Here is a 15435-nt window from a genome sequence, read left to right on the forward strand (position 1 = left end):
GCCCCTCCTTTCTAAGTGAGACTAATTCTGGGTACTCTGAAGAAGCCTTCTTCAGCATCCGGGGCATTCCTCAGGGTTTTTTCGTGTTGAATCGAAGGCTTGACGTCGTCCTCACGCAGGACATTATGCAAAGGAACAGCATGAGCTGTCGGGACCACATCCTCCGTGTCCAAGCGTTCCAGCATGGCGGCATAATCCAAAATGGAACTTAATTGCAGCGTATAGTCCTGAATTTCCTGTTCGGTTAACTCTAAACGGGCCAAACCGGCGACATATATTACATCTTCACGAGAAATTGCCATCAAATTCACCTTCCTTTGACTACTTTTTCGCTATCCTTCTATCATAGCAAATCTGGAAGATTGGGGCAACCTATGCAAATAGATGCAAAGGGGGACGGTTCTTTCGGATATGCCCACAGCCATACGCCAAAGAACCGTCCCTGTTCTTGCCCCAGCCTGCGCTGGAGTCTAACTCTGCTGAACTTCTTGCTTCAGAAGCGACTCAAACTCTTCTTCCGTCAGGACCTGAACGCCAAGCTCCCGGGCTTTGCTGAGCTTGGAGCCGGCTTTTTCGCCGGCCACCACGTAGGCCGTTTTCTTGCTGACCGAGCTTGCGGCTTTGCCGCCGTGATCTTCGATGATTTTCTCGATCTCACGCCGGTCCCAGCGCTCTAAAGAACCTGTCACCACAATACTTTTGCCGGCCAAAACCTGGGGTTTTAAGGAAGCGTCCGCCGTCATGTCAACCTCTGCCGCGCGCAGTTTGTCGATGAAGCGCCTGGTGCTCTCCAGGCTGAAAAAATACACCAGGTTTTCCGCCATCGTCGGCCCAATGTCGGGAATGCCCTGCAACTCCTCCAGAGACGCTGCCATAAGCTTATCCATAGTGCCAAACCTCTGGGCCAGAATCTTGCCGGCCTTTTCGCCGGTATGGCGAATCCCCAGAGCAAAAAGCAAAGGCCCTAGCCCCCGCGACTTGCTGGCCTGAATAGCCTGCAAGAGATTTTCCGCCGACTTTTTCCCCATCCGCTCCAAAGGAACCAGCTCCTCGAAGGTCAGGGAATAGAGATCCGCGGCGTCTGCGATCAAGCCGGCGTCAAGAAGCTGCTGGATCACCGCCGGACCTAAGCCGTCAATGGCCATGGCATCGCGGGAAACGAAATGAATGACTCCCTCCCGCTGTCTGGCCGGACAGGTGATGCTTTGGCAGCGGTAGGCCACTTCTCCTTCATCCTGGCGGACAGGACTCTGACATTCCGGACAGACTTCCGGCATCTCGAAAATCCTTTCCTCTCCGGACCGCTTCTCCGGCAGCACGCGCACAACCTCGGGAATAACGTCCCCGGCTTTGTGGAGGAGGACATGGTCCCCGATGCGGATATCCTTGTCGCGAATATTATCGAGATTGTGCAGGGTGGCCCGGCTTACTGTCGAGCCGGCGACTAAAACCGGCCGCAGAATGGCCGTGGGTGTCAAGACCCCCGTTCGTCCCACACGGACCGTTATCTCCTCGACAACGGTTTCCACTTGTTCGGCGGGGAATTTATAAGCAATGGCCCAACGCGGGCTTTTAGCCGTAAAGCCCAATTCTTCCTGGAGGGCAAAGTCATTGACTTTAATAACCAGCCCGTCGATATCATAAGGGAGCTGATGGCGCTCGGCGGCCATCTGTGCGCAAAACTCAGCCACTTCCTCAATCGTGGCCAAAACCCGATATTCAGGATTGACGACAAATCCCTGTTGTTTTAAATAAGTAAGAACTTGCGCTTGGTTATGTAGGCCCAACTCTTTCGCTCCCAAAACCTGATAGGCGAAATAATCAAGCTTGCGCTGAGCCGTGATCTGGGAATTCAATTGGCGCAGCGAGCCTGCCGCCGCATTGCGCGGGTTGGCAAAGGTAGACAACCCTTCTTCTTCCCGTTCCTGGTTCAAACGGGCAAAAGAAGCTTTGGGCATATACCCTTCTCCCCGGACAGTAAGTCTGGGCACTTCGTCTTTAAGACGCAAAGGGATTGATTTTACGGTTTTGACATTAGCGGTGATATCTTCGCCGACTTCACCGTCGCCGCGGGTCGCCCCCCGCACCATCAGACCGTCTTCATAGGTCAAGGCAACGGTCAGGCCGTCAATTTTAAGCTCTGCCACATACTCCACGGCAGAGGCCACCTGGCGCACCCGCCGGTCAAACTCCCGCAGGTCTTCCGCGGAAAAGGCGTTATCCAAACTAAGGAGAGGTTCCAAATGCCGTACTTTAGAGTACTCTTTGGCCACCTCTCCCCCGACTCGCACTGTAGGAGAATCGGGAGTAACCCAGTCCGGATGTTTTGCCTCCAACTCCAGCAGTTCGCGCATGAGGGCATCAAAGTCCGCATCGCTCATGGCGGGCTGGTCAAGTAGATAGTACTGCTGATTGGCAGCCTCGATCTCCCCCCGCAGCCATTTCAAACGCTCGAATTCATCCTGCACCGGTATTCCTCCCAATTTCCATATAATTTGTAAATTAATTACGCCGAAAAGTAAGTTGTCATTTGAGGAACAACTTGCTTTTTACGGGACAGAACGCCCGGAAGCGCAACGCTGCCGTTGACTAATTCTTTGCCGAAAGCTTTGGCAACTTCTTCAGGGCTGTCGCCTTTAACAATCAGTTCGGTGTAATCTGTTAAAATGTCGGTAACCATCAGACAGATATAGCGCAGGCCTTGAGCAGCGCGATAATCTTCCAGTGCCGCTGTTAAGTTTGCCCGAACGTCTTCAAATCCATCCATGCCCATTAAGCTTACTTGACCGACGCCAACTTTGTGCGCTCCCATGGTGAAGGCTTTGAAGTCTTCTTCAATCATGCTTTGCGGAGTGCGCTCGGCAATGTTGGAACCGGCTTTGAACATATCTACGCCAAAGGTTTGAGGATCAACACCGGCGATGGCTGCCAATTCGGCGGCAATTACCTTATCAGCTTCTGTGCAGGTTGGGGATTTGAAGATAACTGTATCGGAAAGAATAGCGGCCAGTAAAATCCCGGCGATGGGTTTTTCCGGAACGAGGCCTTTTTCTTTATAAGCTTGAGCAACGATGGAACAAGTGGAGCCAACGGGCTCGATACGTACATAAAGAGGCTCGGCGGTTTGGAATCCGCCCACTTTGTGGTGGTCGACGATTTGGACGAGCTGAGCTTGATCCGCGCCGGCCACTGCCTGACCGTATTCGTTGTGGTCAACCAGGATGAGCTTTTGTTTTGCTTCCACGGACTCTAAAACTTCAGGTACGGCAACGCCATAATAGTTGAGAACAAACTCGGTCTCTTTATTGATTTTGCCTGCGGTAGCAGGAACACAATTTTCAGCGCCTGTGAGCTCTTTAAACCGTGCCAAAGCGATGGCGGAGCATACTGAATCTGTATCCGGGTTTTTATGACCAACAATATAAATCTTATCCATTATAACACCTTAACCTTTCTCTTGAAAAATTTCTTCTGGGGTTTAAAGTTTTGTAAGTTTGGCATATTCCGCCAGGAGTTTTTTCATTCCAATTCCACCGTCAAAGACAATTGTCAATTCTGCCTGATTTCCTTCACCCTTAATTGCAACAATAATTCCGCGACCAAACGAAGCATGTTCAACCTTTTCCCCTACGTGATGCACCTCACCTCCTTTATTGACGACTGGACTGCCAAAATCTTTTTCCCAGGCGCCGGAGCCCAAAGGAATCCTGCGCTCCAGCTTAGTCTCCTGTCTCCGGAATGATTGGGGTGAAGTATTTGAACGCAATTTCGGCGGATCGAGTGGATCGATATCCGTCAAGAGCTCAGGCGGAATTTCCTCTAAAAAGCGCGAAGGCGGATTGTACTGGGTTTTGCCGTAGAGCATGCGCATCTCGGAGTTGCATAAGTAAAGCTTTTCCCGCGCCCGCGTGATGGCCACATAACATAAGCGTCGTTCCTCTTCCAGTTCCAGGGGATCAAGGAAGGAACGGCTGCTGGGAAAAATCCCTTCTTCCATGCCCACCACGAAGACAACCGGGAACTCCAGGCCTTTGGCGCTGTGCATGGTCATTAAGGCAATGGATTCTTCGTTGGGATCGAGTTCGTCGATATCCGCAACGAGAGATACCTGTTCCAGGAAGCCGCTGACCCCGCCGACCCTTTCCTCCGCTTCCGGCCCGTCCCCCGCTTCATTTTGAGCGGCTTGAGCCGAGGTTTCATCATACTCCGTCGTCACGGAAAGGAACTCCAGCAGGTTTTCCAAGCGGGCCTCCGCCTCGGGAGTGCCTTCGGCTTCCAGAAGCACCCGGTAGCCCGTTTTGCCGAGAATCTCCTGCACCAAGTCGGTCACCGTGGAATTTTGCGCGAACTCCAGGAGGCCTTGCATCAAATGGGCAAAAGCCAGCAGAGGCTTTTTGGCCCGGGTCGTTAATTCCGGTATATAGTCGGCCTCCAGGATGGCGTCCAGCACCGGCATCTCTTGCTCGTTGGCATATTCCAGAATTTTTTCCAGAGTGCTCTCGCCCAAGCCCCGCTTGGGCACGTTCAGGATACGGGCAAAGCTCACCTGATCCGCAGGATTATAGATCACTCTCAGATAGGCTAAAATGTCTTTAATTTCCAAACGCTGGTAGAATTTCAAGCCCGAAAACACCCGGTAGGGCAGAGCCGCTTTCATGAGCTGTTCCTCCAGAGCCCGGGACTGGGCATTGGTGCGGTACAGAATTGTAAAGTCACTGTAGGGACGGCCTTCCAGTTCATGCAGGCGCCGTATCCGCTCTACCACATAGCCGGCTTCATCCCGCTCATCATTGCCCACATACCAGACTAAGGGCTGTCCCGCGGAATTTTCCGTCCAAAGAGCTTTTTCCTTGCGCCCCTCGTTGTTCTTGACTACAGCATTGGCCGCATCGAGAATTTTTTGCGTGGAACGGTAATTTTGCTCCAGCTTAATGACCTTGGCTTCAGGATAATCCCGCTCAAAATCCAGGATATTCTGGATATCCGCCCCGCGCCAGCGGTAAACGGACTGGTCATCATCCCCTACGACACAGAGATTGCGGTAGCGGCTGGCCAGAAGCTTAACCAGGACATACTGGGCGTGATTCGTATCCTGGTACTCGTCCACCATAATGTAGCGGAATCTCTCCTGATAAGAACTTAACACCTGTTCCTTTTCCTGAAACAGTTTCACCGTAAGCATGATAATATCGTCAAAATCCAGGGCATTGTTCATTTTTAGTTTCTTCTGATAATCCCGGTAGATGTCCGCCACTTTGTTTTGGAAATAGTCCCCAGCCCGGCTGGCAAAGCCTTCGGGATCAAGGAGTTTGTTTTTGGCGTCACTGATAACCGCCGCCACACTGCGCGGGGAAAACTTCTTTTCGTCCAGATTTTCTTCCTTCAGGCAGGCTTTAAGCAAAGACTGCTGGTCTCCCGTGTCGAAGATCACAAAGTTCCGGGTATAGCCCGGCAAATGCTCAATATCCCGGCGTAAAATGCGCACACAAGCCGAATGAAAGGTACTGACCCACAGCCCTTGTCCTTCGCTGCCGACCAGGGTATTTACCCGGTCCCGCATTTCTTTGGCCGCTTTATTCGTAAAGGTTATCGCTAAGATCTCACTCGGTGCCGCTCCACAGGCAATCAAGTGAGCAACCCGGTAAGTGAGCACGCGAGTCTTCCCTGATCCTGCACCGGCCAGAATAAGAAGCGGCCCTTCCCGATGTGCGGCAGCTTCCCGTTGCACTGGATTTAAATCGTCCAACCGATACATTTAACCCCTCCACCTCACTTCTTGTACATATTATAACATACTGTCGCTTCCGCTGTTGCGCGATTTATAAGCCGTTCCTCGTCCCAAAGGATGTCACGATAATTTTTTATTATAGCCAACTGCCCTGATGGTTATCGTACAGCCGGTTTTTCGCCGCCCTGGAAGCAGTCTTTTCAACGACAGCTTCAGCCTTAGGGGGAAGGAAACTCTAATTGTCAGTTATTTTCAGGAAAACAATTAAAAAATAGCCATATTCTAAAAAAATAAGCCGGCTTTGCGGCCAAACTGTCTCTTTTTCCGGGCAAAATTTTGCCCCAGTAATATAAATAAGGTTAATGGAGATATTGCTCTGCCATTAACCTTATTGCCTTCCCTTGGCAGGGATTTCCTGACCGGCTTGCCCTTCAGGTTGATTTGCCAACTAGCTTACCCTTCCAATTGATTCGCTGCCTAACTTACCTCTTAAGGCCAATTTTAGCGAAGGTCAACCCTCTGTCCGCCGGAAGTCGAGGCCCTGCAAGAATTCATTTTGGAACTCCTGCTTATTGGAAAGTTCGATGTGCTCCGCTTTTTGGGCCAAAGCCTTAGCCCGTTCTCTTTCCTCCCCGGAAAGCAGAGCCATTTTCGCGCCATCGCCGGCGGCGTTGCCGATCGTCTGAATTCGTTCCAGGGACAAGGGGGGCAGCAGGCCAATACCTAAAGCACTTTCTTTTTTGATGTAGCTGCCGAAGGCTCCGGCCAGGAGTACCCGGTCGATTTCCGCGGGATTGACCCCCATTTCCTTGGCCAGAATCCTGATGCCGGCGATAATGGCCCCCTTAGCCAGCTGCATTTCCCGGATATCCTTTTGCGTGAGCACCAGGTCCTCACCGCTCAGGGTATCTTTTCCCCAGACCAGGACAAACTCGCTCGTCCGTTCCCCTTTGCGCAGTCTGGCACGCAGGGCAGATGGCAAGGGCTCCAGTTCCTGCGCTTCGCCGGCGAAGCGCCCTGAAGGACCGATGACTCCAGCCTTGAACATTTCAGCAATGGCGTCGATCAAGCCGGAACCGCAGATCCCCCGGGCCTGACCGCCGCCGATGATTTTCAGTTCTACATCCCGGCCGATGCTTACCCCTTCAATGGCTCCTTCCGCCGCTCGCATGCCGTATTTAATCTCCGCCCCTTCAAAAGCCGGTCCCGCCGCCGTCGAGCAGGTGAGAATCCTCCCCCGGCCCGCCAGGACCATTTCACCGTTCGTGCCAATGTCGACAAGCAGGCTGATTCCCGTCAAGCGGTCCGCGGCGGCGGCCAACATCACCCCCACTGTGTCGGAACCGACATAGCCGGCCACATTCGGCAAGACGACGACTCTTGCTCCGGCGAGGATATCCAACCCCACCTCCCGGGCCTCGACATCGACCATTTGCCGGAAAGCCGGGATAAAGGGGGCCGGGGCTAAATAAGTAGGGTCAATGCCCAGAAACAAATGAGCCATCGTTGTATTGCCGACAACCACCGCCTGGTAGATTTCTTCCTTCTCTATCCCCTTTTCCCGGCACAAGCGGGCGATAATCTCATTAAGCCCGCCCACAACCTTCTCCTGCAGCTCGCCCAATTTATCCGGACCGCCCGCGGCATGAGTGATGCGTGATATGACATCGGCGCCGAATACCTGCTGGGGATTTGTCAGGGCGCCGCTGGCTGCCGCCCTGCCCGTGTTTAAATCCATTAAATAAACAACCACGGTGGTTGTGCCGATATCCACAGCCACGCCAAAGCAGCGCTCCGTGGTATCACCCGCTTCGACCTTCAGCAGCTGCTTTCCCTCCAAAACAGCCGTTACCTGGAAATTCCCCTGCCTTAACACCTTAGGCAGGGAGGCCGCCACCTGGCGGCTGAAGGCAATCTCCCCCAAGGACAACGACTGGGTCAAACGCTCCCAATCCGGAGTCTGATCCTCCACCCCAGGCGGGGTCAAAGACAGGAAATATTTATGGATACTGGGGGCCAAAGCCGTCTGCCCTCCCGACTTAAAGTCCGTTTTGCGCTGGTAAACATCCTTCTGTTCCCGCAGCCTCACAACGGCGTCCTGGGCCAGGACCTGCTGGCAGGCTAAGACCCAGCCGCCCTCTCTCTCCGCACTACTGAGATGCTTTATTTCCGTCGGAGTAGCCGGGGCGGCAATCCCCTGCACAATTTGCACCTTGCATTTGCCGCAAGTGCCTTTGCCCCCGCAAGTACTTTCCATTGGCACTCCGGCTTTAACCGCCGCCTGCAGGATCGTCGTCCCCTCAGGAACCCGGATTTCCCTAGCGGCAGGAAGAAACTTGATCGCAATCATCTCTCTCGCTCCTTTAAATCTCCTTAATGAGTGACTTTCTGCACAAAAGGCTTTTGGGAGATCAGGCTCCAAATCACGAAACTAACCAGGGCCAGGACGGCATACATTAGCCCCATCACCCTTATCCTGTTGGCCCAGTCCAGGGAGATAATAATCATCCCGATGCTGCCGAACACCGTAAAGGCGCAGGACATCAGGGATACGGCCGCCCCGGTGTCGCTTGTTTGCTGCTCCAGCATTAAATTAGCCGTGGGCGGGCGGGTAATACTCCCTGCCAGTGTCGCCGGCAACAAGGTGAGGGCAAAAATCACAGGGCTCATATCCCCGATCAGGCTGACAAAAAAGCCGCTCAGGCCGGTAATCACATAACTGAGGGAAATAATAAAATTTCGTTTTAGGTAGCGGGCCACTCTTGTGTAAAGCAAAGGACCTATTACCATAAACAGGGCATTGAAGGCAAAGTAATAACTGTAAACCTGCTCCGTTAAACCGAATTGCCCGACATAAATATAAGACGACGAGGATATAAAGGACATCATAGCAATGCCCATCAGGGAAAAGGTCAGCAGCAGAATGAGAAAGCCCGGATTTTGAGCGACAACTTTTAACCGTCCCAGGGATTGCAGGATTCCCCCGCTGTAACGTTCTTCAATCGTTTCTTCCATGGCAAACCCCGCGATTGTAATCAGAAATCCGATCACTGCCAGAGCCGCAAACACGCCCCGCCAGGAGGTGAAGCGCAGCAGCAAAGCTCCCAGCACCGGGGCAACAATGGGCGAGATCATCGTCATGGAAGAAACCAAAGCCAGGACGGACACCCGCTTACGCCCGCCGTAGCTGTCTTTGACAACCGCCTGGCCGACAGCCGTCGCCGCGCCGCTGGCAATGGCCTGAATCACCCGGAAGCCTATGAGCTGATAAACGTTTCCCGCAAGGGCACACAAGGCGCTGGCCAGGGTATAAAGAACCAGGCCAATGAGCAAAATCCGCCGGCGCCCGTATTTGTCGCTGAGAGGCCCCCAGAACAGGGACCCGGCCGCGTAAAAGAGAAAAAACAAAATCAGCGTCAGATTAATCAAACCCGGGGAAACCTGAAAGTTTTCGGCCATCCGCGGCAAAGCCGGCAGGTAGAGGTCCGTCGACAAAGGGATAAAGGCACTTAAGAAACCGATCAAAGTCAAAAAACCTTTTTCTCCCAAATATTTTTGAGGCTTAAGACTTTCTTCCTGGGAATCTGTTAGTTCAAAGGATTTATTCGGCATTGCTTGACATAAACTCCATTCTCTAGTTTTTCCGGGAATTCCCCGCAAACCCGGAAGTTGGCTGACCCTCAGGAAGCGCAGATTAGGAGGCACCCTTTAAGGCACCTCCTTCACTGCACCAGAACACCGGGGGTTAACTTGTAGAACTTTTATTTGGAGAACTTTTAAAGGAAGGGAAGCTAAGGTTAAAGTTAAGGATAGAGCTAAGGCTAAGGCTGGGGCTACGCCGCGCCGAAGATACCATCGGCGACCTTAACTCCGTCCGTCGCTGCCTGGGCGCTGTAATCCGCACCCACATAATTCTTGACCACGTCATCGATATAGTTGCCGCCGATGAGAACCTTGGTCTCCAGGCCGGCCGCCCGAATCGCGGTAATAGTTTCTTTCATGGATTCCTGACAGCCGGTTAAGAGCACGCTCATGCCCACAAGCGGGGCCTTATATTCTTTAATGGCCTCAATGAACTTTTCTTTGGAGACGTCCACACCTAAATCAATGACATTATAACCCGACCCTTTTAAGAGCATGACCACAATATTTTTCCCCAGATCGTGAATATCGCCTTTTACCGTGCCCATGACGATGTTTCCTTTGTATTCGGCATTGCTGCCGCTCAGCAGGGGTTCCAGGACGGCCATGGAATCCTGCATAATTTCCCCGCACATAATCAATTCGCCTAAAAAGTATTCCCCCGTCTCAAAGCGAAGGCCGGCTTCAGCCATGCCTTGCTGTAATGCATTGACGATTTCCAGGGGAGTGACTCCCTGGACCAAACGCTCCTTGACCAACTCCGCCACTTGTTCTTCTTCTAATTCCGCAATTGCTTTAGACAAAGCATCTGTAAGCATAGTAATCCACTCCTTCTGAATTAACTTGACAGGGCTCCGCGCTTACTCACTCTTAGCGCTGCACCCAAAACCAAATAAAGTTATAGGCAAAGTCGTCCAGCTTCTCCCATTCTTTTTTGACGATTTCCTCATTGCCGGGAAACTCTCCGATTTCCGCCAGTTTTACTTCCCAGGGTAGGCAGACACCGGGATCGGGGTTTAACAGTTGTTTTTCTTTATCAGACATTTGAATTCCCCTCCTGTCCTTAATAAACGCCGAACTCACGGCCTGCTTCAATCATTGCCATTACATTCTCCTGTTTGGCGTCTCCCATGACGACTCCGCCGGTATCCAAGATAAAGCCGCCGTCACGGCCCAACTCATCAATCGATCTCTTGACCTGCTCTCTGACTTTCTCCGGAGTGCCATAGGTTAAGAGGGTCGTGGGAACGCCGCCTTGCAGGCAGAATTTGCCGCCCAGAATTTCTTTAGCCTTTTTAGGGTCTGTGGTGTCAATTTGGAAAATAATGCTCTTGGCGGGCAGCTCGGCAATCTTCTCCAAATAGGGAGTCCAGTCTCCTTCAGCATAAAAGAGCATGCGTTTGCCCTTGGCCCACAAACCTTCAATCGTCGCTTTTAAGGATGGCCAGTAGAAGGTCTCCCATTGATGCGGGTTGAGGAAAGGATAGGCACCGCGGTGCAGAGGGGCAAAACAGGGGAAACGCGTATCGGCTCCGGCGCCGGCTAAACCGCAGTTGACATTGTGCGGAGTGATCGCCTCACACGCCGCTAATACTTTCTCCGGGCGGCGGCGCAAATCCAAGAGTATCCCTTTCATGCCGCGCAGAGCATCCCCCAAGGTATCGAAAGGCGCCTTGGTGAATCCTGTCCCCTGCCCGACGATTCCGTGCTCCACGGTCCATTTTCCGTAGGCTGCCGCCGTGATACCGCCGGACATAGCAAAAGCGGCCGCACTTTTGATTAAGGCAATGGTCGACCGATAGGACCCCGGGTTTGCCAATTCCGTACTGATATTGGGCAAAAAGTGGTTGACCAGCCATTCCGTGGGGCTGGCTATAAATTCGTCGTAATCTTCCGCCTTCATATATTCTTCCTCATTGTATTGGAAGGTGGAGTTCTCATCCACGCCCATACCCGGGAATTTATATAATTTGGAGCCCATGGCATCAAACATCGGCGGCCACCATAAGGCGGGACCGCCTTTGAAGACATCAAAATCTAAGCCCGGCAGCATTTCCGAGACAATGGCGTTGCTTTTGTCCAAATCGTAATAAACTTCCTGGAAGGTCGTGCCTTTGTATTTGACAACCCATTCCCCAACTCCGAAAGCCACGGGAACCATGTCCGGTTTGCCACAATCCATAGCCGTCATGTAACGTTCCAGCCTTTTTTGATAAAGGATTTCCTTTTCACTCATAATGCTTACCCCTTCCCCTTTGCAAACTTGGTTAAATATCTAAACCCGGACCTATCTAGTCATCCAAAGCCTCACTGCGATAGGCCTTTAAATATTTCTTGCCGAACCGGTCTTTGCCCAGCAGGAAATCATTGGTCACGACTGAGGTCATAATTTTCCTGTCCAAGGGATCAAGAATGGCCGCATCCATGTCAAAGGCCATACACAGGGTTAAAAAATGACGGTTGACAATTTTGCGCTTCGGTGAATTATAGGATATGTTGCTTAAGCCTGAGACGGTTTTAACCTGGAATAAGCGCTTGATTTCCGTCAGGCACTTAAAAAACATCGTGGCATTCAGGTGGTTAACCGCTAAAGGAAGTACCAGGGGATCTATATAGAGACGGTCTAAGTCGTAATTATTTTGGTTCAGAAGTTCAATAAGTCTTTCGGAAAGTGCAATTCTTTCCTCGGCGGTTTTGGGAATCCCATTGTCGTCCAAGGTCAGCCCAATGACCGGGCAGCGGTGCTCCAGAACTAAGGGCAGTACTTCTTCGATGCGGTTTTTTTCTAAAGAAAGGGAGTTGATTAAAACCCTGCTTTTATCTCCGCGGACAGTATCTAAACCTTTTTTAATGGCTGCCGCCGAAGTGCTGTCGATACATAACGGTACGTCGGTTACCTCCTGCACCGTTTGCACAAGCCACTCCATGTTGGGAATTTCATCCCCCTGAGCCGTATTCAAGTCCAGATAGTCGGCTCCCGCAGCCACTTGCCGCTTGGCCAAATCCTGAATGGCGGCAGTATTTTTCTCAGTGATGAATTGCCGAACCGTAGGAATCGAGCTATTTAACTTTTCGCCGATTATCAACATCTTTTGCAGCCCTCCTTGAGTCTGATGCGGTTGGGTTTAAACCATGGTCTCTGTTTCTTCTGCTCACCTCCTTCATAAGGATACCTAGGGCATCATTCAACTGCGTGATTGGGACATCATGGAGTCGGAGCTGTTTTAAAGAGCTATACCCTTTTTAACGAGCTAGGCCTCACTTTTAAACAGCACCAGGCCCACATAGGAAACCGTATTTTTGCCGTTGTAATAAGGAATTCCGCAGCTTTTTTCCAGGGCCATGACATCAATGCCACTGGCTTCAACAGAAGACAAGGCCTGCTCGGGACAGCGGCAGGCTTCGGAGTCCAGAAACGCACACCGTTGACAGTAAGTGCAGGGACCTGCATTTAAAGGCAACATTTCCCGGAAATAAGGTTCTTTTTGCAAATCCTCAAGAATATTTCTGAATAGCTCCGTATGGCGTTCCGCCGCTTTCATCATGCCTTTCCAGTCAAAAGAGTTTTCCAGCTTATGCACGGTCTGGATCAATAACCCCCGTTCAAACTTTAGCACTCTTGCTTTTAAGTCCTTGATATCACCGACTGCAGGCGGGCACATCCAGTTCTTATTGTAATTTCCGCAAACGTTTTGTTCGCACTGGGTCCGAAACTCTTCGTTGAAAATTATATCCTTCACCTCAGCTATGGCAGCATGCGCCGCTCCCAAAGCCAAGACCTTTGCGACCACATCGTCGAGACTACCCTCCATACCCCAGGCCTCCCTTAATCATCGTTTGCCGCCAGGAAATTATCCTTACCTTATGTATATCTCTGATTATAGTATAGATGTATATACAAATTATAAATTAAAAAAGATATTTACTTAGATTTATGCGAATGTATAGACAACTTGATTTATCTAAATATTATCACAACTCCTATGGAGGGTCAATAGCAAGCTAAGTGGGATTGATGGCACAAAAAAAGATTCAGTCTCATTGTCCTGAGACCGAACCCTCTGCTTCTTCCAAAATATCGCGATAAATTTTCAAAGCTTCCGTCACGTCGTTGGCGTAAAAATCTGCCCCCGTATATTCTTTCACTTGCTGGTTGACCGGATATCCTCCCACCACAACTTTGACACTGTCTCTTAAACCCGCATCCGTCAACAAGTCAACCACCTTTTTGATGGAGCCGACACAGAAGGAAAGCAGTACGCTGATTCCCAGGATCGATGCCTTCGTCTCGTTGACGGCTTGAATAAATTTCTCCGGCGTCACATCGACGCCCAAATCCTGAACCTGGTAACCGGAAGAACGCAAAAGATAAATGATGATATTTTTGCCCAGGTCATGAATATCTCCTTCAATAGTTCCCATGACAATCAGCGGCAAGCCCTTTTGCGAGTTGACAGGTATGTGCGGCTCTAAGACCCGCATCACTTCTTTGAGAATCTCTTCCGACATAATCAGGTCCGACAAAAAATAATCGCTTTCACTGTATTTCTCTCCGACGATTTCCACACCCCGCCGGCAGCTTTCGATGATATCTACCGAGGTATAACCTGCCTGGATTCTTTCTCTTACCAGCCTTAAGGTCCTTTCCTCATCAAGGTCCGCCATCGCTATTTGTAGTTCGTCTTCCACCTCATGAACCCCCAATTAGCTTAATCGTTTTTATACCAGCCATCATAACTGGTCAATTTATACCGGTCCCCTCTGTAAACGGCTTTGCTCCAGCCCACGGGTTTCAGGTCCGCATCAAAGATGGTCTGTTCGATCAGGAAGACCGGAGTTTGGGGAGCAATCCCCAGAATTAAGGCTTGTTCTTGGCTGCAGGCGGCGACCTGGAGAACCTTTTTCGAACTTACCGGCACATATTCCGTGTGGGCGGCTACCAGGCCCGGCAAACTCGGGTCTTTCAGCTCCGTTTCCAGGATCGGCTTGCTTTTGCTGTAGATTGTGTACTTTACCTCATAAGACAGCCGCTCATTCTCGGCCGACAGCACCGTGCGAAAATAGAGCAGGCGCTTGTTTTCCTCGCTTATTTGAAACTTGGCTTTCAGCTCTTCGTCGGCCCTGATAATCTTGGCTTCCAATAACGTGGTCTGATAATTCAGACCTCTCTTTTTAATTTCTTCGTTAAAATCATTCAATTCAAAGACAATATTGTCAAGTTTCGGCCTGGCCACGAAGGTGCCCTTGCCCTGCTGGGCGTAAACCATGCCGGCAGACACCAGCTCGGAGATTGCCCGGCGCACCGTCATCCGGCTGATCTCATAGCGCAGGGCGATATCATTTTCCGTGGGCAAACACTCTCCCGGCTTTAGCTCTCCCCGCCGGATTTGTCCTTCGAGCAGCTTATACAGCTGATAGTAAATGGGAATCACCGAATTTTTATCGATGGGTATTTCTTCTTGAATCACCAAAAACACCTATTCCTATAGTAGTTGTCTATACATTAAGATTTTCCTAATTCTAGCATGCCCCAATAAAGACGTCAACTTATTTGCACCCGCCTGACAAGTAAAGGGGGTACCCCTAAAAACTTATGCTTTCTAAACTATATTAAAAAAACCGGCTTATGCCGAGTTTGCGAGAACAGAAGCCGTTAGCTGCCCTTAGACAGTCAGAAAGTATTAACGAAGCTATCCTTTCTGACCCGAAAAATTTAAAGACCCCTGAGGAAGGCAGCTTCGCCCACAAAAGTGAACTCATTTCATGGAGAGGCGGTAATGCTCACAAAGGTTGCGAGGGAAAGTCGGAGCCATTGGTTCTCCTCAGGTCTTACCCGGAGGTTTGGCGGAGCTCCCTCGCAAGCGAGTGAGCAAGCCTCGGAATGTTGAGTGACGAAGACACTGTCTTCGCACGAATTAGCTTTCTTGCCGGATGTGGGCGAAGCTGCCCGACCCCAAGGATCTATTTTTCATTGATCAATAGTACACTTCGCGGCATGTATGTCTGACTGTATAAAGAAAACTCTGCTGCCTTGCTGCTCTTAGGCTTAGAAAATAACGCAAGTC

13 protein-coding genes are annotated in these 15435 nt (G+C 51.0%); all 13 read right to left on the reverse strand.

Going from position 1 to position 15435, the window contains the following annotated elements; translation table 11 throughout:
- Positions 1-11: 11 nt before the first annotated feature.
- On the reverse strand, positions 12-302 hold the full coding sequence (gene gatC, locus REC12_RS12390; RefSeq protein WP_308894867.1) for an Asp-tRNA(Asn)/Glu-tRNA(Gln) amidotransferase subunit GatC: 291 nt from the start codon (positions 300-302) through the stop codon (positions 12-14).
- A 168-nt stretch (positions 303-470) separates the two neighbouring features.
- Positions 471-2468 (reverse strand): NAD-dependent DNA ligase LigA, encoded by a 1998-nt coding sequence (ligA, locus tag REC12_RS12395; protein ID WP_308894868.1) that lies wholly within the window; start codon positions 2466-2468, stop codon positions 471-473.
- A 38-nt stretch (positions 2469-2506) separates the two neighbouring features.
- Positions 2507-3436, reverse strand: a complete 930-nt coding sequence (locus tag REC12_RS12400; protein ID WP_308894870.1) for a putative manganese-dependent inorganic diphosphatase — start codon at positions 3434-3436, stop codon at positions 2507-2509.
- 42 nt (positions 3437-3478) lie between these two features.
- Positions 3479-5755: a DNA helicase PcrA gene (gene pcrA, locus REC12_RS12405; protein ID WP_308894872.1), complete on the reverse strand. Its 2277-nt coding sequence runs from the start codon at positions 5753-5755 to the stop codon at positions 3479-3481.
- Between the two features lie 484 nt (positions 5756-6239).
- On the reverse strand, positions 6240-8078 hold the full coding sequence (locus tag REC12_RS12410) for an ASKHA domain-containing protein (protein WP_308894874.1): 1839 nt from the start codon (positions 8076-8078) through the stop codon (positions 6240-6242).
- A 23-nt stretch (positions 8079-8101) separates the two neighbouring features.
- The gene (locus REC12_RS12415) at positions 8102-9340 is read right to left on the reverse strand and encodes a multidrug effflux MFS transporter (protein ID WP_308895014.1); all 1239 of its coding nucleotides are present in this window, start codon (positions 9338-9340) and stop codon (positions 8102-8104) included.
- Positions 9341-9561: 221 nt separating this feature from the next.
- The gene (locus tag REC12_RS12420; RefSeq protein ID WP_308894875.1) at positions 9562-10188 is read right to left on the reverse strand and encodes a cobalamin B12-binding domain-containing protein; all 627 of its coding nucleotides are present in this window, start codon (positions 10186-10188) and stop codon (positions 9562-9564) included.
- 52 nt (positions 10189-10240) lie between these two features.
- Positions 10241-10414 carry a hypothetical protein gene (locus REC12_RS12425; RefSeq protein ID WP_308894876.1) on the reverse strand — a complete coding sequence of 58 codons (174 nt, stop codon included), beginning with the start codon at positions 10412-10414 and terminating at the stop codon, positions 10241-10243.
- Positions 10415-10433: 19 nt separating this feature from the next.
- Complete coding sequence (locus REC12_RS12430; RefSeq protein WP_308894878.1) at positions 10434-11606, reverse strand: uroporphyrinogen decarboxylase family protein; 1173 nt, start codon at positions 11604-11606, stop codon at positions 10434-10436.
- A 55-nt stretch (positions 11607-11661) separates the two neighbouring features.
- Positions 11662-12459 (reverse strand): dihydropteroate synthase, encoded by a 798-nt coding sequence (locus REC12_RS12435; protein WP_308894880.1) that lies wholly within the window; start codon positions 12457-12459, stop codon positions 11662-11664.
- Positions 12460-12621: 162 nt separating this feature from the next.
- A complete protein-coding gene (locus REC12_RS12440) occupies positions 12622-13182 on the reverse strand; it encodes a DUF2284 domain-containing protein (RefSeq protein ID WP_308894881.1) in 561 nt (186 codons plus the stop codon).
- Between the two features lie 226 nt (positions 13183-13408).
- Entirely contained in the window at positions 13409-14059 is a 651-nt protein-coding gene (locus REC12_RS12445) for a cobalamin B12-binding domain-containing protein (protein WP_308894883.1), read from the reverse strand.
- A gap of 20 nt (positions 14060-14079) precedes the next feature.
- Positions 14080-14835, reverse strand: coding sequence for a GntR family transcriptional regulator (locus tag REC12_RS12450; protein ID WP_308895015.1), 756 nt, complete (start codon positions 14833-14835; stop codon positions 14080-14082).
- Between the last annotated feature and the right edge of the window lie 600 nt (positions 14836-15435).

Origin of the sequence: Candidatus Desulfosporosinus nitrosoreducens (assembly GCF_030954495.1) — a bacterium.
In the GTDB taxonomy this organism is placed as follows: Bacteria; Bacillota; Desulfitobacteriia; order Desulfitobacteriales; family Desulfitobacteriaceae; genus Desulfosporosinus; species Desulfosporosinus nitrosoreducens.

Bases quoted from the DNA above. Each gene is read 5' to 3' on its own strand.
- REC12_RS12420 (WP_308894875.1), bottom strand. From the start codon at position 10,188: ATGCTTACAGATGCTTTGTCTAAAGCAATTGCGGAATTAGAAGAAGAA.
- gatC (WP_308894867.1), bottom strand. From the start codon at position 302: ATGGCAATTTCTCGTGAAGATGTAATATATGTCGCCGGTTTGGCCCGT.
- REC12_RS12435 (WP_308894880.1), bottom strand. From the start codon at position 12,459: ATGTTGATAATCGGCGAAAAGTTAAATAGCTCGATTCCTACGGTTCGG.
- pcrA (WP_308894872.1), bottom strand. From the start codon at position 5,755: ATGTATCGGTTGGACGATTTAAATCCAGTGCAACGGGAAGCTGCCGCA.
- REC12_RS12410 (WP_308894874.1), bottom strand. From the start codon at position 8,078: ATGATTGCGATCAAGTTTCTTCCTGCCGCTAGGGAAATCCGGGTTCCT.
- REC12_RS12415 (WP_308895014.1), bottom strand. From the start codon at position 9,340: ATGCCGAATAAATCCTTTGAACTAACAGATTCCCAGGAAGAAAGTCTT.
- REC12_RS12440 (WP_308894881.1), bottom strand. From the start codon at position 13,182: ATGGAGGGTAGTCTCGACGATGTGGTCGCAAAGGTCTTGGCTTTGGGA.
- REC12_RS12425 (WP_308894876.1), bottom strand. From the start codon at position 10,414: ATGTCTGATAAAGAAAAACAACTGTTAAACCCCGATCCCGGTGTCTGC.
- REC12_RS12430 (WP_308894878.1), bottom strand. From the start codon at position 11,606: ATGAGTGAAAAGGAAATCCTTTATCAAAAAAGGCTGGAACGTTACATG.
- REC12_RS12400 (WP_308894870.1), bottom strand. From the start codon at position 3,436: ATGGATAAGATTTATATTGTTGGTCATAAAAACCCGGATACAGATTCA.